The 20,878-nt window shown below is 39.9% G+C and carries 11 protein-coding genes and 1 pseudogene; 10 read left to right on the forward strand and 2 right to left on the reverse strand.

Features of this window, described 5'->3' with window-relative positions; genetic code table 11:
- Positions 1-36: 36 nt before the first annotated feature.
- From GTQ43_RS35110 to GTQ43_RS41940, 4 genes and pseudogenes are all read left to right on the forward strand, one after another.
- Complete coding sequence (locus GTQ43_RS35110) at positions 37-1,401, forward strand: DNA cytosine methyltransferase (RefSeq protein WP_265277329.1); 1,365 nt, start codon at positions 37-39, stop codon at positions 1,399-1,401.
- Entirely contained in the window at positions 1,394-1,768 is a 375-nt protein-coding gene (locus GTQ43_RS35115) for a hypothetical protein (RefSeq protein ID WP_265277330.1), read from the forward strand. The genes GTQ43_RS35110 and GTQ43_RS35115 overlap by 8 nt, the downstream gene beginning before the upstream one ends.
- A 785-nt stretch (positions 1,769-2,553) precedes the next feature.
- Positions 2,554-2,886, forward strand: a complete 333-nt coding sequence (locus GTQ43_RS35120; RefSeq protein ID WP_265277331.1) for a GIY-YIG nuclease family protein — start codon at positions 2,554-2,556, stop codon at positions 2,884-2,886.
- A 97-nt stretch (positions 2,887-2,983) separates the two neighbouring features.
- Positions 2,984-3,160, forward strand: a pseudogene (locus GTQ43_RS41940) (DUF3155 domain-containing protein); the annotation flags it as partial.
- A gap of 231 nt (positions 3,161-3,391) precedes the next feature.
- On the opposite strand, the gene GTQ43_RS35125 reads toward GTQ43_RS41940, so the two are convergent.
- Positions 3,392-3,766, reverse strand: a complete 375-nt coding sequence (locus GTQ43_RS35125; RefSeq protein WP_265277333.1) for a hypothetical protein — start codon at positions 3,764-3,766, stop codon at positions 3,392-3,394.
- Complete coding sequence (locus GTQ43_RS35130) at positions 3,763-4,866, reverse strand: XRE family transcriptional regulator (RefSeq protein WP_265277334.1); 1,104 nt, start codon at positions 4,864-4,866, stop codon at positions 3,763-3,765. The genes GTQ43_RS35125 and GTQ43_RS35130 overlap by 4 nt, the downstream gene beginning before the upstream one ends.
- A gap of 76 nt (positions 4,867-4,942) precedes the next feature.
- Here GTQ43_RS35130 and GTQ43_RS35135 point away from each other — a divergent pair, with 76 nt between their 5' ends.
- The 6 genes from GTQ43_RS35135 to GTQ43_RS35160 all read left to right on the forward strand — a co-directional run bounded on the left by GTQ43_RS35135 (position 4,943) and on the right by GTQ43_RS35160 (position 20,877).
- Positions 4,943-5,242 carry an HNH endonuclease signature motif containing protein gene (locus tag GTQ43_RS35135; RefSeq protein WP_265277335.1) on the forward strand — a complete coding sequence of 100 codons (300 nt, stop codon included), beginning with the start codon at positions 4,943-4,945 and terminating at the stop codon, positions 5,240-5,242.
- 295 nt (positions 5,243-5,537) lie between these two features.
- Entirely contained in the window at positions 5,538-11,912 is a 6,375-nt protein-coding gene (locus GTQ43_RS35140; RefSeq protein ID WP_265277336.1) for a hypothetical protein, read from the forward strand.
- 175 nt (positions 11,913-12,087) lie between these two features.
- The gene (locus GTQ43_RS35145) at positions 12,088-13,248 is read left to right on the forward strand and encodes a hypothetical protein (protein ID WP_265277337.1); all 1,161 of its coding nucleotides are present in this window, start codon (positions 12,088-12,090) and stop codon (positions 13,246-13,248) included.
- Positions 13,245-16,637: a hypothetical protein gene (locus GTQ43_RS35150; RefSeq protein WP_265277338.1), complete on the forward strand. Its 3,393-nt coding sequence runs from the start codon at positions 13,245-13,247 to the stop codon at positions 16,635-16,637. The genes GTQ43_RS35145 and GTQ43_RS35150 overlap by 4 nt, the downstream gene beginning before the upstream one ends.
- Before the next feature lie 5 nt (positions 16,638-16,642).
- Positions 16,643-19,432: a pPIWI_RE module domain-containing protein gene (locus GTQ43_RS35155; RefSeq protein ID WP_265277339.1), complete on the forward strand. Its 2,790-nt coding sequence runs from the start codon at positions 16,643-16,645 to the stop codon at positions 19,430-19,432.
- A gap of 239 nt (positions 19,433-19,671) precedes the next feature.
- Positions 19,672-20,877 carry an AIPR family protein gene (locus GTQ43_RS35160; RefSeq protein ID WP_104899437.1) on the forward strand — a complete coding sequence of 402 codons (1,206 nt, stop codon included), beginning with the start codon at positions 19,672-19,674 and terminating at the stop codon, positions 20,875-20,877.
- The last annotated feature ends 1 nt before the right edge of the window (position 20,878 follow it).

Raw genomic sequence — 20,878 nt, forward strand, 5'->3', positions numbered from 1 at the left:
GCCAAGTGCAAGAAATAAACATTAATTAGAATCTCAATGAACTCAACAGCAGCAAACAAAAAAATAGCTGTTAGCCTATTCTCCGGGGTGGGTGGATTTGATTTGGGATTTAAAGCAGCAGGATTTGAAATTGCGATCGCCATTGATAACAATCCCATCGCCCTAGCAACATACCAACATAATTTCCCCCACGCCACAGTCTTGTGCAAAGACATTCGGGAGGTGACGGCGGAAGAAATACGCGCCTGTATTCAGACGAAGTATGTAGATTGGGACGGTGAAATTCATGCCGTTTTTGGTGGGCCACCATGCCAAGGATTTAGTGTTGCTGGACTGCAAAATGTTGAGGATGAGAGAAACTCGTTGGTAGGGGAGTTTGTTCGGCTGGTGTTGGAACTCAATCCCCTTGCGGCAATCATGGAGAATGTGCCGGGGATTGAAAATCAGAAGTTTGGCTGCATTACTGCTAACCTCCAAGCAGTGCTAGAAGAACATTATTTTCTCTCAAAGTGGAACCTCACCGCTTCAGATTACGGGGTTCCCCAGGCGAGAAAAAGGGTATTTTTTGTTGCATCTAAGTTTGGAGAAATTATACCGCCGGAGCATCAACCTCAACATACAGTTAGAGATGCGATCGCGGACTTGTTGCCAGTCCCCCTACTCCCCAAGCAAAACACTCAAGAATGGCATCCAGATTGGGTGAAGGGAGAATATGCTAAGTATCTTGAAAAAATATTCCCAAATCTTGGTATAGTAACCAACGTTGAGACGGGATTCGCAGCGACAACACATACACCAGAAGTAATTCAGCAATTCATCAACACTCCCCCAGGTGCAAGGGAAGCTAAATCCAAATCAAAGAAGCTGCAATGGGATGGATTCTGCGTGACGTTAAGAGCAGGGAGTGGCAACCGCACCGCATTACGTCCCCTCCATCCAGAACAGCCACGGGTTATATCTGTAAGAGAAGCTGCTCGTTTGCACAGTTATCCTGATTGGTTTAATTTCAGTGAGGCAATACTCCACGCCCAAAGAGAAATCGGAAATTCGGTACCCCCATTGCTTGCATATGCTGTGGGAATGCAAGTTAGGAAACATCTAGAATGCAATACCACTTATCAAATTAAGTGCCAAAATTGGCAAAACTGCCTATTTTTACCAATTTCTTGCAATTTTAAGAATATATTCGTTTTTGTCAATGAAATGCTGTCTTTAAGCGGGTTAAGCAAAATCAGCAAAGAGCGATCGCCGCCACGTCTGGCTAAAAGAAAGCAAAATTTGTTACTTGCCTGTAGGTCTGGTGAGATAATAAATGATTATTTTAACTGCGGATTCGGATTGTGTGCGTCACTCTGGGCAACAAGACCACTAAACAGGCGTACTCACACAGGAATTGATTGACGGATATGGGCTACTTCCCCAACAAATTCTCTGTGAAGCGATCGCTGACTATCACGCCAAAATCAAATCCCAAGAAAAAGAGCAGTCCCAGGAAGAGACTGCTGAATCTGAAGTGGTTGTGGTTGAGTCGAGGATGCTTCCACAAATGGAAACATCCCCAACAGAGAGCGAAAAAGCTATAGAAGTTAACTCTAGACTAAAACAAAACGAACAAACCAGCACTAGTAACGCTACAGAACGGCAGCCAGTTGGGGAAGAAGTCTCAATGCTGGCAGAAAAACTCAAATCCACCAGTTACTATCAAATTAGAAGTGCTATATACAGGCATCTGGCTGTTAAAGATGAAGCTTGGAAGCAGCTTTTGTGACTTGAACCATTAAATGAGCTTTTAGCTCAAGATATGCTTCGCAAAGTAGGTTTTCATTTTATGGTTCACTATATGATAACGAGTTTATTTTGATAATAATAATCACATGGGGGTTAGGAGGTTTTGTACGAGCGTAGCTCGTACAAAACCTCCTAGTTTGATTATCATTTTTATTTAATGAACCTAGAGGATAGCGATCGCCCACCAGAATTATCACAGGTAGACTCAATTCCTATAAAAACGATGGTTCTGAATCATAATTAGAGCGTTGTGAACCATATCTTGGAATAAAAGTTGATAATTGTGCTGTTATTTGAGGGTTGCTGATTTTAAGTTTTGCCCACAAGTGTTTTTTAAACTTAGTCTTATATTATGGTGCAAAAAATCAACTCTAGCTCATTGTTGAATGCAAAGTTTGATATCTGTTGTAGCTATAAAGCTTAATCTGACGTTACTTGTGGCTTATTTTATGGTTCACAAGTTGGCTCATTTAATGATTCAAGTCACAGCTTTCCCCAGAAGAACAGTTAAAAATTGAAAGATTGTTGCCCTAGGAAGTATTATCTCTAAAAACAGCCAGAGAATTAGGTTTAATTATTGACTACTATGAGTTAGAAACTGGCTGGTTTCAAATATTTATTACAGGTGAGGATAAGCCTGTGAGCGTTAGTAAGTCAAGCATAATCACTTGGGTACAAGAACAAGAAAGGCTCAACTGAGTAACCATATAAACCACCACAATCAGCTAACGCCTCAGTTTTCAAAATAATCCCAAAAAAGCATAAATGGAATTGTCAGTAAAAATACCCTCAATTCCTTGCTGCTACTTGATTGAGCTATCTCGTCCGCTTGGAAATGAGAAACATCAAGCTCGTTACTACTTAGGTTCATGCGCGAACCTCAAGAAAAGATTTCAGCAGCATCTACAAGGGTCTGGAGCGGCATTTACTCGTGCTGCGATCAAACGCGGCATTGAATTCAAAATTGTCTATGTATGGAAGACCTCAAGTAAACAAGAAGCCCGTCAGCTTGAAATTCAACTTAAGCGATATAAAAACCACGGACAATTATTAAGGAGAGTGCAAAATGCCAAAACGAATTCGACAAAAACTAGGTAGATACCATTTCAGACGTAGATTACGTGGAAAAGTTTTGCTGTCAAAGGTTATAAGCTTTAGTTGCTATCAACAGAACCATCAATAAAAAACCTGTACAACTGCAAGTAAATTCATTCGCAATAACAATATTCAACCACCATGTGTTATTACAGTACTCAAGATATCGGGTAGTGAAGAAAAAATTTTCTTGTCCAACAATGGATTGTTTAGCTATAAATATGCCATTGAAAACCACAAATTATTCTCACCGGAAATAGCGTCAGTTGCTAGTTAAATCAGCTATCACTTAAATCTACTATAGCCTGCCATATCTGGCAGGCTAAAAACTGTTGTAATCTTTATTAAAGATGCAAAGACTGGAGGTGTACGTAGAATTGTTACTGAATGAATAATTAAAAATGCCCAGTAACACTAAACTAAAACTGGAATTTTATAGACAAAAATATAGCTTTTTTAGGTCAAAATGCCAATTACAGTCATGTTATATTATCTTATTGATATTTAACTAACGAGTTAATTGTTTAATTAACCATGATATTTGTTGATTACTAATTTTTTCTTGCTGACATTTAATCTGTAATGGCTTTTCATCAGTAACCAAGATTCTCTCGAAGGTTTTGGCGTAGTGGAGGTTTAGAGCATCTTGAACGCTGAGTGTACCGTCACGATATTTTCGAGCAGCATTAAACCAAGTAGATTCAGTTTGAATAGTTTGAAATCCAAATTTATTGATTATTTTTATAAAATCGGTATAATTTGGATGCTGAAACTCCGAAATCACCACATCCAGAACTTCAACAGAAGTTAGTTGGATAAATGCTGAGTGGCGATAAGCTTGTTGTAACTCAATCAGAGCAATAGTATCTAATAGAACAATCACATTATATCCTCCTCACCTTGTTTTAACCATTCAGAGAGTTTTTCCCGTACAGTTAAAACATGTTCTCCTAAAATTTCGGCAGATCGAGATACAGTAAGTTTCTTTTCTATTAATGCCGTATAAACCAAGCGTTCCAAACGATTCAGCCTTTCTGGTAATGGTAGTTTCTCTGGCTCATCTTCTGGCCCATATTTCTTGTTGAGTACGCCTAACTGTTGACCCTTTTGCTGCTTTGTAATTAATTCAGCTTGTTCTGCTCGATACAATATTGTGCGAAGACTGATGCCGTAACGTCGCTTGATATCTTTTAAGAGCGGTTCAGGAAGCCAGCGATTACGGTAGGCATGAAGCTCTCGTAAGACAGCACCTCTAGGCATCAGTACTGCACCGGCTAAATGATTGGCAGCTTTTTCTCGTGGTTCAGTTGGACGAGAACGGGTTTGGGGTACTTTGTATTCACGACGATGAAAAATTAAGTGTGCCACTTCATGAAGGGCAGTAAAAAATTTTCTTTCTGTGGGATGGTCTTCATTGACAAAAATTACCGCACCCCAAGCCTCAGTATAGGCGGAGAAACCAGAAACTTTTGCTGGTAGCAAGTATGGGATAACTTTAAGACCTTTTGATTCTAATAAAGCTAATACGTCACCAATAGGTGTTAATTCTCCTACTCCTAACCAGTCTCTTACCTCTGTTGCTAACTCTTCTACAAGTATTTCGTCATAACCTTCTAGGGGACGGAGTGCAGGTATTGCAGGAACCTCTCCTAGCAACGCTTCTACTTCAGCATAGTCAACAGCTTTTTGGGTTAAATGGTCTCGCACATAGGGGGTAAGCGCAGATGGTTCATCAGCTCGGAAAAGCAAGTTAACTTCTAGTTGCCCAATCCCCTTTAGAGAGTCTGTTGGTTGATCAAGTAGAAGTTCTAGCGATACTCCTAAGACTCTAGCAATTTTAGAAATTTGTAGCAGTGATGGTTCGCGTTCGCCTCGTTCCCATGCTGCGATTGTTTGCCGAGTTACGCCTATCTGTTCTCCCAGTTGTTCCTGGGAAAATCCTGTTTGCTCTCTATAAATACGAATTGAGTTAACATTTTCCATTTGCAATTTGACGATTTATGATGTCTAAATGTTATATTGTGTTAGACTGAGTTAAATTTTTGACAAATAAACAGTTATGGCCATTACTACAAATACTGTTGAGATTGTCTGGTGCCAAGCTATGGTTGTGCCTCATTACGACCCTCGTGTTTGGCGTAAAGACCAATGCGGTGCTTGGATTAATAGATACGAATATGGCAATAGAAACTCCCCTTATGGCTGGGAAGTAGACCATATAACACCTGTTGCTTTGGGTGGTAGTGATGTATTATCAAATCTCCGTCCCCTTCAATGGAAGAATAACGCTAGTAGGCAAGCGGTTCGACTCGTCTGCTCGGTAATATCTGTAGGAAATCTTAATATGGTTACTTACTAGTAGACTGTTATGTTTCTGGATTACATGACAAATAGCGACAGATAGTTGGCGGAAAACAAAGTATTTTTGTTATTTATTTTTAACATTTATCAGGTGCAAATGTCGAAAAAAAGGAATTAATATGTAGTTTCTTAGTCAGAAATGAGTTGCGAAGGTAGCAGGAGAATGCCTAATTAGCAACAACTGATAGTCAGCAATAATTATGCTGTCACAGGACAACGAGTATTGATTGTTACACTACCCTCTGTTAAATGTTCTAAGTTTATTCAATAAATTTTAAATAGTAGAAGTAGTAATGGTATTTCCTAGAGTTAATCCAAACTTGCCTCCCAACTTTTATGAGCTTGATGAGTACACCTTTCAGGACTTGTGCTGTGATCTGCTCTCAGAACAACCTAGAATCGCTACTTGTGATGTTTATGGCACACGAGGACAACAGCAAGATGGAATTGACCTTTTAGCACATTGTGATGATGGAATTTACACTGAAGTGGGACAGTGTAAATGTTATAAAGATTTTCCACCTCGGAAGATTATTGATGCGTCAGATGAATTTTTTCAATACATCGACTACTGGCTAAACAAAAAGGTTCGGCGATTTATTCTATTTGTTGGCTGCGATCTCAGTCAAACTCAGCGACAAAAACAAATTGAGATTGAAAAGCAGCGCTTTGCCTGTTTTAACATTCAGTACGAGGTTTGGTCAGCAAGCACAATACGCCAAAAGTTAGCACCTCACCCTGAAATTGTTCTTCGTTACCTGCGATCGCAGGAGTGGGTAGAAAAAATTTGTGGTCGTGTACCTCAACCATACCCTCAACTTGCTGAGAACTCTAGAGCTACAGAGTTAACGTTTGGGGTTCTTAGTTCAAAACTTGAGCGTCTATCTTCTGACTTATCTAAGACAAAAGCCAAACAACTAGAAGAGTACCGCGAACTTTATCGGCAAGGACATTTACAACGAGCCTACGCCTGCCTTGAAGCCCTTCGAGGCGATGAAAATTGGGATGTCTTCGATAAACCCTTGCAGGCACAGATTTTACAGTCCATGTCAGGGTATTTTCTCAGCGTAGAGCAGAATATTGAGAAAGCTAAAACATTAGCGGTAGAGGCACGCAGCCTTGATCCAGAAGGAGATAATTCTCTTCTACAAAGTTTGATTATTTATCACGCAAAGGGTGCAGAAGCTGCATTGAAGCAGATTGATAGCACCTCCAGTATAGACATTTTTAATCTCAAACTTGGCTTGTTGCTAGAAACACAACGCACAGATGAGGTTATTACAACGCTGCAAGACTTTCCTCCAGGTTTTGAACCGGATGCAGAAACTAACCGCATACACGCTCTAGCACTTTTAGACATAGGGGATATTACTGCTGCTCAAGTAAAGATTCAGCAAGCTTGTTATGAAAAACCAAATTGGGAAAAGATTCAGATATCTGAGGCTACGATCAATTACTACAGTGTACTCTCACCTGCTGTCCCTAAGCGTTTAATCAACTACCCTCAGCCTGTTGACTGGTCATTAATTAAGCGAGACGACGAAAGTTTAAAACGTCTACGTATGGCAGCATATCAGTTTAACCACTTGGCATCTCAAACTGAGCGAGGAGAGAAAGAACGCCAGTATTGGCAAGTGTGGTATTTAGCTTGTTTAGCTAACGACCCAGACCGTCAGTCAGAAGCTCAAGACTTATGCCGTACCCTTCTTGCTGAAGACCCAACTAATCCACAAGCAATTGTTTGGGGAACTGTTCGCAATTATGAAATTGATTTAGTTGCCAGTCAGCAAGTATTGGAAGTATTTGTGGAAAAGTCAGGCAACGATATTGAGCGTATTGCGGCTCTGTTTGGAATATATATTTATTTTGGGATTACCAAGCAAGCCTTAGAGTTACTAAATCATAACAGAGAGAAATTTGAGCAAACTGGAAACCAAGAATTATGGCTTTTTTGGCATATTCAAGCTTTAGCAATAAATGGAGAGTTTGATACTGCGTTTCAAGAAGCCGAAAGCTGTAGCAATCTCAGTTTTCGTCGCAGTATTCAAGAAGGCATCCGTAGAGAAAAAGCGCGGATGAGCGGTGAATGGCAGGAATTTGCTGAATATCTAGATAAAAGCTGGCAGGAAAGCCGTAATGGTCAATATTTATGGGAATCTTGTCAGTTGCAAGCTAGTTTACAAAACTGGGCTTATGTAGCCGATAAGGCAGATGATTTAGTAAACACAGTAGGAACAGCAGATGCTCTGGGTCTGGCAGCACAATGTGCTTCAGAGGCTGGTCGCTATGAGCAATGCTTTCAACTTTTGAATAAGCATCAACGGCTTTTCCCTGGTGGGAACTTACCTCCATATTTGCGTCACTTCAGAGCCTATTGTCAAGCCAAACTAGGGTTGATTTCACAGGCCGTCGCTGAGGCAGAGGATTTAGTACGATCGCAAGAGACGGTTGAAAACTTAGTAACCTTGATAGTACTTCAGCGAGATCAAGGAAATCTTCGAGGAGTAGCGATTACAGCTTCCCGACTACTAAGGCATGAAAATGTTCACCCAAATGCCCTATTGCAGGTAGCAAGGTGGTTATTATCAGAAGATCCTGAATTGTCACGTCAGTTATGGCAGCAGGCAATTACTGCAACAATTGAACCCGAAATTTTAGGGGAAGTGATTACATTAGGATACAACTTGGGATTAGATCGTGAAGTCCAACCTTTTGCACAACGGGCAAGGATTCTTGCTATAAGCGGAGAAGGCCCATTTCATGCTGTAGAAGTGCATGAACTTCTTGAACTACAAAGAGAATGGGCAGAAAATGCGGCTTCAATGAATCGCAAATATGACAATGCTGAAGCTCCGATCCATTTAATTGCCCAAGCGCGTAGATTGGCACTCACTAGCATTTTCCGAGTTCTTCTCAATGAAAATGCTAACAAACCTAATCCCCATATTCAGCCAGCAGTATTGATACGCTATGGGGCCCGTCCCTTTCCAGAAGAATTTGCAGACTCCAGCAATCAATGGCGACTGCACCTAGACATATCAGCCTTTTTGCTAGCTGCTCACCTTGGTATTTTGGATGTAGTGGAACGACGATTTAGTCCAATTCGGATTTCTGCAACACTACCAATTGCTCTTTTGCAAGAGTGTGAGTACTTCCTACAGCATCAACCTTCTCGGCTGGCAAATCACCGCGAAATCATACGACTGTGCCAATCAGGACAATTACGAGAACTATCTCAGTCTCCAACACCAGAATTTAATGAATTAATCGAACAATTGGGTGAACAATCAACTATTTTGCTGGAGCAAGCTCGTGCAGAAAACGGGTTTGTGGTTGAGTTCTTGCCGTTAGAGCGACTAGATATCAAGGGCATCAGTCAGATCGTTGTACTTGATGAAGCAGATCAGCAACGAATGATCAACTGTCGTGCGTTGGTCGAAGTGTTGAAAGAAGAAGGGATTTTATCCAGTAACTCATATGAAACGGCATTGAATGATCTTGGGGATCAAAGGTATCAAGATTTGCCACCAAAATTACCAGCACGGAATGACTTGATATTTGTTAACTCTGAGTTAGCTAATCTCCTAGCTGGGTCAGATTTACTAGCGAGAGTCTGTCGCCATTTTCGAGTTTTTGTAACATATGACTGTATTCGTGAAGGACAGGCAGCAATCAATGCCTATGAGCATTCATCTGAAGTTATAAGATGGCTGAGAGGGCTTATTCAGCGTGTTTCAACTGGATTAGAGCAAGGAAAATATGAAGCGATCGCAGTTGCAAATCCTGACTCCGAACAAGAGCTTGAGTTGCTGCATTCATGGAAAGAGAATGGATTAACAGTATACGACTTATTTAGATATACGCCTCAGCCAGGAGATGTTATTTGGATTGACGATCGCTTCTTCAGCAAATACCCGTATCGAGATAACATTGTGCCAATCATTGGTGTGCTAGAAATTTTGGAGGCATTACGGGTAAAAGGGGATCTAAGTGAAACAAGTTACTATAAGAAAATTTTACAACTCCGCGCTGGCAACATTCGGTACATTCCCATCACCAGTAAAGAAATTATCTATCATTTGAAGCAAGCACAAATACAGAATGGAAGAATTCAGGAAACAGAAGAACTAACAGTCATGCGTCGCTACGTTGCTTCTTGTTTATTAGATTCGCATAGACTTCAACGTCCTCCGATACCTGAAGGTTCACCTAGTCCTGACGGTGAATTGATGTTTGTCTTTGAGTGCTTCCGCGCAACACAAGATTCAATCGGCGAAATTTGGGTAGATACCAATCTTTCAGAAGAAATAGCCATTGCTTACTCTGATTGGATTTTAGAAAATTTATATACTGGTACTTTTGGTGTTCGACATCTATTGCCCAATGTTGATCTAAATAATGATGGGCTTGATTTTATCAGCCAAGACATTAGCAGTCTCTACTTTCAAGGTCTTAAATTTTGGGAAATTGAAATTAACGATATCCATGAAACTCCCAATCGCCGTCAGCAGTATTTTGAGTGGCTTGAGCAACGAATAATAGAGAGACGTTTTAGAGCAAACCCAGAGTTGAGTACTTCTGTGGCGCAATTAATCAAGAACATTATTCTTTATCTGGGGCGAGAGCAAGAAAGGGACGAATCACTGCAAGACTTGAACCAAAGAATGTTGCAGCAGTTTTACCGGGATCTTCCAGAAGTGCTAAAGGATGAACTAAACACCGATCCTGAATTGATGGCTTATCTTCAGATTCAAATGGTTGAATCTATCAATCTCACATTGCCAGATTCGCCCACCCCTCTCGTATTTCCGGCATTAGAATTTTTACCAGCGATCGCAACAGCGATTAATGACCAAGATAGTATAATTACAGCATTACAGCCACAAACAGCTTTTAAAATTCAGGCAGTTCAGAATAATTCTTCCATTCAACTCCGCTTTATCAATGAAGCAGACTCAATAATTTATGTGTGGCAAGACGATGTAATGCTTCTGGCATCAGATAATCCTAATGTACGCGAACAAGTTTTGCGATCGCATCATTTCTGGTTTGACTGTGATAATTCTAGATTTGAAAAGGTGATTGGCGAAATTCTATCCACCACAGACCTCCGCAGACGTATTGACCAAGCAAATGTATGGCGTAATCAATCAGCAGCAGTTTTTTACTTATCATTTGAGCAGAAATTACGTCACGCTCATACCTTTAGAATTGATGAGTTAATCCCTCCGTCAGGTGCAGGTCTGCTACGACATTTTCATCTTGAACTATGTGCAGCAGAAAATTTGAACTTTCATGAAAAATTAAACAGGGCAGCAGAATCCTTATTGCTTACCGAAGGACTTGAGATTTGCCTAGAACGTCTTGCTTGTCTTCCGGTGAAACTTCCTATGCAAGTAAGAGAAGCATTTAGCCAGTTGCCATCAAGCGAGAGACAAGCTTTGCTACATAGGCTTGTACCTCAATTACCATCTCCGGTATGCAAACTACATCTGATTGATTTAGCACTGCTTTGTCCCGACTCGGCTGGCTTAGTTCAAAATATCCTTGACGAACTTTTTGATGAACTGGGTGAAATTCACTTCCGATTATTTAAAGCGATTCTTAATCTCTTGGGTAGTGAGTTTAGTTACTGGAGTGAGACGAGAGAATGGGTATCGTCTATTCAACTAGCAATGATTTGGGCACATGCAAGTAAACTGCATAATCTGCTCTACCATCCCACAATGCAATTAGAAGAGTTGACTCAAGTCTTAGAAAGGAATACTAGGTTTCTCCCAATGAGTGCCGACATTCTCGATCGCAATCCAGAATTCTGGAATGATGTTCTCCACCCCCGGCGACTTAGCAGGATGAATCTGGTAGTTCATGGACTGGCAGCAATCTTAGTAGAGCATGATTCAGAGTTTCTCAAAGCAGTAGAAGTTCCAGCAAAGATAGCTGCCTTTGCTGTTAAAACTGTTGAAGGTCAGCAATACCTTGCTACAGAATTATTTCATGATGACTCATCTCTGGCTCAAAATAACTTGGGATCTCTACTAGGCGGAGAACGCAGCGACTACTTAACTCCTTTACTTGGAACAGACTTAGGACATCAAGTTGCATCTAATAATTTAAAAACACGGGTGGAAAATGCTATTGACACTCTTTCTAGTGAACCTCTATATAAAAATGAATGGCTATTGATTATTGGAATAATTCTAGACTTACCAATCTACAAAGATTTAACAGATAAACTTAACAGTCTAGTGACAAATCTCAATGTAGTTGAAATTTATAAGAACGAACCATCTACTGCAATGTTTGCCCTGATTGTAGCGTCAGATCATGCAGTCAATACTGGAAATGAAAGTTTATGCTCACGATTAGAACAAGACTTAATTCAGATAGCCAGTTTAATTAATATTCAAGAAAAGATAGAACAGGTAGATGATGGGATTTATGCCAATGTATTAGAAATTGCTCTCAAACTTGCTATAAGACCAAACGATCCACGCAGGACAAGCCGCTCCCTAAATATTCTACTGGACAAACTTTTCCTTACTTGGTTACGTTTTGCGAGTAGGCGCGTTAATGGATTATTCACTGTAACTCAAGATTTACCTGCTAATCAACTACATGGATGCTGGAAAACTATCTTACTTTTTCGAGCTTTATGTACTGAATAATGCGGATACAAAATACTTTTAAGTATTTACTATTGCCAAAATGATATGTAAGACTCATTTCGATAATTTTAGAGATGTAACCCAGTCATTCTATTACCTTTTTTAAAAAGAATATTAACCTTTTGTTAGTTAGATTCAGATTATAAATTAATGTACATTTAGCCCACTGATAATTATGTTAAAATCATCAAAAATAGAGACAGATAAAACAATACAAGCGAAAAAAATTCTTACTCGCATAGCAGTAGGACTAGTAGAACAACAAGAACAAATCACTAAAAAAAGTGTCCCTCCTATCACTAGTCCTAACGAACATATTAAATCTGGACTTGAACAATTATCTGTCTTGTGCATCAGCTACAAAACCATGCCACCTTTGCATCATAAAGAGGTAGTAAATTGGCTACACCAACCTGTAGAAGATTGGTCTGGAGTCGGGGAATTAATGGCTGATGCTAATCTTTTCGGCTCACTTTTATTTCTGGGACAACCTACAGATTTAGCTTACGAGTTAAGTGAAAGAATACGCTCAGGCAATCCTGACATAGAAATTCAAGACATTCCTTTCAAAGAAATTCTGGAATACTGTTCTGAAAATAAGTTAGATGAGCAATACATAAAAGCTAGGCTATTTCTAGTACAAAATCCTCATTTAGAGTGGGGAACCAAAATTATTAACAGCGATTTAGATTGGGAACCTGAAATTCGTTCCTTATTATGTGCCACTTATGAACGTATCCCCCTAACTTGTCGGGTTAAACGAAATGGGGTTGAACAGATAGCACTATGTCCAAGATGTGGATGGACTTTGGAGTGGCAAGGCTCTTCACGCCGTCGTGCAGTTTGTTACAGCGATTTGTGTTCCCGACTTGTTAATCTAAACGCTCCCGAAAAGTGGATTCCATACCGTCCAGAATCAATGCGAACTATTCGCGGTATCCAGGCTTCTGTAGTGGCTCCAGAACGGTCATTAATCCAATTAAGAGATACTCTAGTCAATCTAGGCATAGATTGCTCCCTTTGGCCCAGTGTAGATAATTATGATTTAATGATTAAATTTCCAGATGGGAAAGTTTGGGCAGTAGATATGAAAGACCAAGCAAATGCTAGAGAACTGGCTTGTTCTTTAAAACCTTTCAAACAATTTCCTGCATGGAATAAAGCTTTTTATATTTTTCCGGATTACAGATACAAAGGTAAATATAAAAAAGTATTTCAAGCTGTTTGGGATGTGAGATGTCAAGAAAACTCTGCTCTCAGAGATATAGGTATTTTCTCGCTGAAACAGTTTCTTGGTCAAGTTAAAAATTTTAAATCCTTTGAGGAGCAAAAATGAGAGATTGGCAAGATTGGTTAAAAGAGATTAGTAAAGAACTCCTCCGATTAGGACAAGATGATTTAATTCCTGTTACCTTTACCAAAACAGAAAGTAAAAGATTCTTTGAGGTTGAATTAGTAATAACTCTCCACGCCGAAATTTATCAAAGTGCAAGCAACAGTAATATTAAAGAAGCCTGGAGTTTATTAACAAACTTCATTCCGACCGAATTAATGAACAACCAGAAGCTGATAGAAGCTTGCACCAGAGTACGTCATAGAGTCCGGTATATTCGCACAGCAACAGCTTGGAACAAATCCCTTCTGTGGTATAGTCAACAACCTCTAAGCATCAGGCTCTTTGACGTATCTTTAGAGTCAGGAACATACACCAGGCAACCTGTAGTTAATTATGTTCCGCTGCGTGTAGAAACTATCAACAAGGCATTAAATGAACCAGCCGAGCATAAGCCCATATCGCGAAATTGGGCGAAATCAGAAAAAGAATATTGCTTTTATATTAATTCACAAGCAGTTTCAGTAGTTATTCCCACTAAACTAATTGAAGGAATTAAGGAGTGCTTATCTAACATTAGCACCACTGCAATACCAGTTAGTGAGCAACCAAGACGCCCATCTCCTTTATCTCCTTTGACAATAAGATTATGCGATTTAAGGGAATCAGCAATAAAACTTGAAGAAAAACTACCAGGACGAAAATGGCTTGAAAGATGGGAGCAGTTAAATTCATCTCTATCTTTAATAGGAGAAAACTTAGAGCCTACTGATGAATTAACAATAAATGGGATTTTTCACTTATTAGGACCTACAGGTTCTGGCAAAAGTACTATTATCTATTTGTCGGTACATGATTTGTGTGAAAAATATGCAATATCCGACAAAAATTTCCGTATCTGCATTATTGTTAATACGGTGACTGATGCCATCAATATGGCAGCTGATTTCGTAAAGATGGGCTTATCAGCTGCTCCAATATTGGGAAAAGCCAGAGGTTCTCATCAGTATCAATATGGAATGGCTCACGCCAACAAGCTACAACCAGAAGATTTATACCAACCTTACGACCCAGTAGAAGACACTAAGAATGCAGAATTATTAGACAATCCTGCTCTTCCTTGGCTAACAGGAAAATGTATCCTTTCCGGACTACTGGGTGAGGGTTCCATTCCGGCAGGTCAAGAACCCTGCCATAGTTTAGTAAGCCCAGAAGACATCAAAAAACAAGAAAAAAATTCCTCAGACAAAGTTACATATCATAGTTGCCCATTTCTTCCCATCTGTCCGGTTCACCAAGCAAACCGTGATTTAATCAATGCCTCTGTCTGGGTGGCTACTTCTGCTGCTTTTATTTACACGGCGATGCCTCCGGAATTAGTAGGAACTGAAATGCGGGTACTAGAAGCTGCCTATCATTACTGCTCCTTACTAATTGTAGACGAAGTAGATAGAGTACAAGTATCAATAGAAGACGACTTTGCTCCCTCTAACGATTTAGCAGGTTCTCAAACAGCCATACTTGATTTCATCGAACATACTTTAGCTGAGAAAGCTTTTTATTCAGGAAGAACACAACTTAATGACCCTCGTTACCACGAACTCAGAGGAGTCGCTAGGGAAGCCTCGCGATTATCAGACGCAATATTTGTCCGGCTATTTGAAAAAATACATTTACGAAAATGGATAGGAGAGTGGCCTCTTTATAATTCTTTAATTTACTATCAGTTAATTGAGAATATACGCTCATTAGCACCCTCTGATTTCCCGGAAGCAGAGTTATCAAGTATTTTATCCTTTTTAGAAGATGAATTTCAAAACTACTATCTACTCCGTTACTCATCAAATGAGTTAGAGGATAGTGAAATCAGCGAAAATGATTTAGAAAAGTTAGTCAGCGATGTCCGAAATGATAAAGGGGACAATTTAATTAAAAAACTGAGAATTTGGCTACAACAACGTTTACCTTGGCACCTTCCTCAATCACCACAAACGCAACAGATATTAGAAAGATTAGAATTTAGTGTGTTGCTAACAGCAATGGATCGACACGTAAACGAACTGGTTCGTTACTGGCTCTTAGCGACAGCGGAACTAGGCAAAGGACTTTCTTTAAGCCAAAACCCTCCAGATGAGTACATAGATTTAAATCTAGAATCACCCCTCGGTCATCTGTTAGGATATCAATTCGTAGACCAAACAGAGGAGAAAACTCCAAAGGGCTTACTAAGATATTTAGCTTGTTTCGGTTTGGGGCGTTATTTGCTATTGAAGTTTCCATACTTGTATGTAAATTTAACTGGCGACTATGGGCCTCACACACTAATAACTAGTGCCACCTCTTGGTCGCCTGGAAGTCCCCAATTCAACATTGGGATTAAACCCCGTGCAATTCTATCTCCACCCCCTGAAGCAGTGGAAGCGCTGTCTAACAGCCATTTTGAATTCATCCGAGTTCCAGATCGTACAGGAGAAGCAATAATAGTTAGCGGACGCTCTGGGAGGGGACGAAAAGATAGTCTACTGCAACTTACTCAGTATCTAGCTTTTGGCAGTGGTGGTAAAGACCGGATAACACAAGAGTTGGAGTATTGGGATTCTCTTGGCACACCAAGAGCTGTCATTCTAATTACAGGTAGTTACTCAGAAGCACAGTTAGTCGCTAGGGAATTGCAAGAATCCAGTAGGTGGAGAAATCGGGTAGATTGTCTTCAATCAGACAGAGACGAAAAAATTGCCGAGTGGCTCCTACGACGAGGACAAGTTGAACAATTTTCAACAAGAGGGCGTGATTTATTGGTAGCACCTTTGGGAGCCGTACAACGCGGGTATAACATTTTGTCACCGATAACCAACAAAGCCTACTTGGGCAGTGTATTTTTTTTAGTACGTCCTTACCCAGTGCCAACAGATTTCGGTAGGCAAATTAGAGCTATAAACCGTTTGGTATTTGATGATATTTTACAAGGAAGTAATATTTTACCGTCTAGCTTAGGAGAAACGGCAGCAGAAGCGATCGCTAAATTGCGAAGCCTGTCTTACAAAAACTGGCATCGACGACTCAGAGCTTCACATCATGGCTCGGCTTCCATTGATGTTGATTTTTGGCATGAACTTCTTTGGGATCAAGCTGTTTCTATAGTACAAGCTTTGGGCAGAGCTACCAGAGGAAATGTTCCTACAAGAGTCTTCTTCTGTGACTCAGCATTTTATCCACAAGGTGCAGAACGTAGTCTCCTGAAAGGATGGGTAGAAATTTTTGGAGAGTACCTTTCTCCTAATAGCAATAAACCCCAGGTAGAACAACAATTAGCCAGAATTTTATATGGGTCAATTTATGACCGTCTAAAAGCTCTGGTAGAACATTTAGAACATAATAGCAACGGACGGTAAATAAAATGACTCAAGCACAAGAACAATTACCTCCCATTGACAGGCTACAGACTTTAGCTTGGTTATTCAATGATAATTTTGACCCTTTAGTCATGGGAGAAGTGTATGGATTAAGACTGCCGGTAACTTGGATAGACATTATAAAAGGTCTAGCAGATGTAGACCATACTCCTCCCATACTCAGTCTCTATGCAGCTTTAAGAGGTTGTGCCTCTGACATTCTCTACATTTTTCCTAACTCCTTTTCTCGCGTTCCAGAAATTAGACCAGAGTATTGGATAATTGTTCATGCTTATAGTGGTTTAATTGATTTAAACCAATTTTGGGCAATTATACAAAATTGGTTGTCAGTCAACTATGACCTGAAAGTAGTCAAATCCGTCCTAGCTGAGATAGAGTCAGGTCGTGCCGAATTAAATTGGGAACTCATAAATTTAAAAAATGCTCCCTTTGATGTTCTAGAAGTGGTCTTGCCTGAACTCATAGCACGCTGGTTAACTAGAAAGGGATTTCAGTTAGGTTTAAGGAATGCTAATGGTCATGAAGAATATTGGCCTTTAGTCGTGTCTCCATCTACTGGCAAAGAGGCTTATCTAGTTACCTGGCCTCCTATCAACTATTCACCTTCCAATAATGCTGAACAAGTAGCTAGGTATTCATATTACTTAAAGTTTTATATCGCTCCTCCTAACGGCAAAACTCCCTACTTGTTGCTATTTAAAGCAGGTATTAGACGCTATATTTCTAAACCTATGACTGCTTGGGATAATCCGGGAAATCAACCACTTCCCGGTGCCAGACAAAAAATATTCCTGCCGAAAGGAGAAGACAGCAGCGTTTATGTAGCAATGGAAAATTTAGGATGGCTCAAGCCAAATTCAGATCCAAGTGTAGAACGAGAAACTACTCTAATCAACCTCAAGTTAATGCGACATGACTCAGTTATTTGGAAAGCTAGAATTGACAAAATTTTGACGATGATAGCTCCTCATATCGATATTCCAGAACCAATGCAGTTTTTAAGTGACCCTGCAAAATATGCACCACAATATTTACTATCACACAGAACGCGACTAGGTTCTCACCCAGTAGGAGTTGGGCTAGAACCAGCTGATAGATTTGAGTTATTTGAAAGATTAACAACAGCTTTACCGCCTGGAGTAGTGGCAGCGCCAATCATCAATAAAATAGACTTTAGTCATTGCAGAAAACGGCGACTTTCTAAACCTAAAGAAACATCTAACATCAGTGAGCAAGTTTACCGAATTAGGATTTCATCTAATTCAGTAAACACTTTGTTAGAGGTGTTGAGAGAATTTTTAGAAAGTAAACAAGTACAAGGAACTGTTCAAGAAATAGACAATGAAACTTACAATTTTACCAACTGTTTAGGAGAAAGTTATTTATTGAAAGTAGACAAAACTCCCTTGCCTAATGAATGGCTTTCTCCTTTATCTTTAGGTGGTTCTTATTCTGGTCAAGCCAAAGCAGCCGCCAGCAAAAACAGAGCTAGACTAATCGAACGCCAACTGGTAACGCAGCCTAAACCTAGTAACGAAAAACGAGGTATTCTTATCGAGTTAGTTGATTACCGGAAATTCGACAAGCAAAGGAGGTTAACTGACCCAAAAGCAGCAATTCGTTGGGGACACGCTTATGCAAGTTGGGTAAGTCAATTTTTACAACCAGAAACGGAATATATCAATCCAGAAGACTTTCCTCCTATAGATTCTAATGATGAAAAACAAGTTAAAACTTATGAAAGTAAAAAAAACAAGTTAAATACACAAAAAAAAGCTTACAAAGCAAGGTGCTTAAATGCAATTTTAGATTTAATGCGTCAGTTAAATTTCCCTTTAGGTATACCCTTTTATACGGGATTTTATCAAACATCACTGCCTCATAATTTAGATATCATTGCTATCAGAATCATTCGCCTCAACGCTCGAAATAAAGGAGAAACAAAGGTAGTTATCCCTATACTTATCAAAATCCCTTCAGAAAATAATTCATCTCAAATGCAGGTGTGTTTACCAGGGGATTATGGCCCGACTTGGATGCCATATGATGAAAGTTTATTCACGGTTGCCATGTTTGAGCAAAAGTATAACTCAAACTATACCTCAGAGCAGATAAAAAACTTTGTGGGGCGAGCTTTTGCAGATTTAGAAATAAAAAATCCAACTCTACTATTATTGGATGAACAAAATCTTCGCCAAGACCTTCCTTCACTTTTAAAACTTGTGTCAGGAGACGACGCAAAAGACCCAAATAATCTTTGGCATCAAAATAAACTTCTTTCTTGCCAAAATCCGCAACTTCTGCGTGTAGCTAGACTACGATATTCCAGTGATGGTTTGGTAGCTCACGTTTGTCCTATATCTGGCTTTAACAGGTATAGTGGCATTTATCATAACCCGGATTTTAGCTCTGCCTTTTACTCAATAGGTCGTTCCCCTCAATCTGCAAAAAGACCCGCAAATTCAAGGCAACGTGATAGAGTATCAAAACCAGGATGGAACCAATCTGCGCTAGAAATTTCTTGGTTATCTCTCCAATCAGAAGATAAGCCAGAAGAATGGACATTAATAGTACATAGACTGCGAGAAGCCTCTCCATTTATCGATGCAGAGATAGTAACTTTATTGCCACAACCAGTTCATTCAGGTCATCAAATTTCTGAATATATATCACGATCAAATGTGGAGGAAGACTTCGATGATTTTGAGGATGATTTGTTAGATGAATCTTTAACTGAGCAAGCCCCAGAATATATCCAATTGAGCTTATTTTAGACTTGATATTCTGGTTAAGAGTTACTTGTATCGACTAGATGAATGTAAAAATTCAAACTAGTAATCGAAGCTAGTAAAGCAATAGCCAGAGGTTTACGCAAGCGTTTGATTGGGGCATTTTCCATTTTTATTGGTTGCGTACAATTTTAGACAAAATTACAAAATATAATCTTTAAGCGCGAGCTTCTTCCCACGAGAAGAATAATTGAGAATGTATCGCTTTGATGCAGAAACCACCCATGCCGAAAAACTGGATTATTAAAGTAGACAACTATTTCCATGCAAACCCCAATTGCATCATCGCCACCGCCCATGTGGACGGCTTCCCGACAGACTTACCCCTAGAACCCAACATCCGAGAACCAAACCGCAAAAGTGCGACATACCGACAAATCTTTGACTCTGTGACGACTCAACCAGAAAAATTCTTCTCTCGTCACAGTGGAATCGTTCTGTCAGCGAATAAAGTTAAACCTAGCAAAAACAAAACCGAACTGGAGCTAGAAGTCTTAGAAGCTAGCGAGGGGGGTAGCGATGGCATTATCAATGGAGGTCACACAGTTTTAGCGTTTGAGCAAGCTAAAAATTACAAATATGACCTAACCCAAGCCAGAGTCAAAGTTACCATCCACATTGGACTCCAGGAAGAGGAGGCTAAAGATATAGCCCTCGCCTCAAATACCACATCGCCAGTAGATTCTCGCTCCAAAGTCAACGCCAGGGGAGATTACAAATTTATCAAGCAGTATTTAGCCCAGTTAGAAAGAGCAGAAGATAGAAAATTTAGAATAGCCTATTACCAAAACCAAAGCGGCGCTCCCAGAAATGCTCAGTGTAATGTTAACCACTTGTTCAAGCTTCTAAACTGCCTCGACAGAAATAGATACAATCCCGACGGCAATAAACGAAGCAAGCACCCTACAGGTACGAACACTCCAAGCCAAATCACAGACACTGAGAGAGAAAGATTAACTCTTCTATTGCCTCTACTTCCCAAAGCTCTGTGGATTGAGCAAAGACTGTACGAAATAATCCAAGAACATATCAGCAACCCCAGAAGAAAGGGTGTGAACGACTTAGCATCAATTGATACACGCAAAAGTACCCTTCTCCCCGACAGCAAGTACTCGTTTGGGTTTGGTGCGCCAACTGACCTCGCACTACCCATAATTGCATCCTATCGGGTATTCCTAGACCAAGACTATAACTGGATTATTCCTTTTGACGAATTTGCGGAAAACTTTCTCCAACACCTGTGGGGTAACTATTACCGTAAATACTTGATATCGGAAAAAACAGCAGGAAATACAGTGGGGACTAAAATTTGTCGCAATCAAGAAATTTGGGAAAGTCTGTACATTTCGGCCCAAAGTTATTTAAACCAGCATTTGGTGAAAATTGTCAATTCCGCCAAGCGTGAAGAATTAACGCTCACACAAGGCTAAA

It is taken from the genome of Nostoc sp. KVJ3 (genome assembly GCF_026127265.1).
Taxonomy (GTDB): domain Bacteria; phylum Cyanobacteriota; class Cyanobacteriia; order Cyanobacteriales; family Nostocaceae; genus Nostoc.

Coding starts and splice junctions, on each gene's coding strand:
- GTQ43_RS35155 (WP_265277339.1), top strand. CDS start 16,643: ATGACTCAAGCACAAGAACAATTACCTCCCATTGACAGGCTACAGACT.
- GTQ43_RS35150 (WP_265277338.1), top strand. CDS start 13,245: ATGAGAGATTGGCAAGATTGGTTAAAAGAGATTAGTAAAGAACTCCTC.
- GTQ43_RS35140 (WP_265277336.1), top strand. CDS start 5,538: ATGGTATTTCCTAGAGTTAATCCAAACTTGCCTCCCAACTTTTATGAG.
- GTQ43_RS35160 (WP_104899437.1), top strand. CDS start 19,672: ATGCCGAAAAACTGGATTATTAAAGTAGACAACTATTTCCATGCAAAC.
- GTQ43_RS35110 (WP_265277329.1), top strand. CDS start 37: ATGAACTCAACAGCAGCAAACAAAAAAATAGCTGTTAGCCTATTCTCC.
- GTQ43_RS35120 (WP_265277331.1), top strand. CDS start 2,554: ATGGAATTGTCAGTAAAAATACCCTCAATTCCTTGCTGCTACTTGATT.
- GTQ43_RS35130 (WP_265277334.1), bottom strand. CDS start 4,866: ATGGAAAATGTTAACTCAATTCGTATTTATAGAGAGCAAACAGGATTT.
- GTQ43_RS35135 (WP_265277335.1), top strand. CDS start 4,943: ATGGCCATTACTACAAATACTGTTGAGATTGTCTGGTGCCAAGCTATG.
- GTQ43_RS35145 (WP_265277337.1), top strand. CDS start 12,088: ATGTTAAAATCATCAAAAATAGAGACAGATAAAACAATACAAGCGAAA.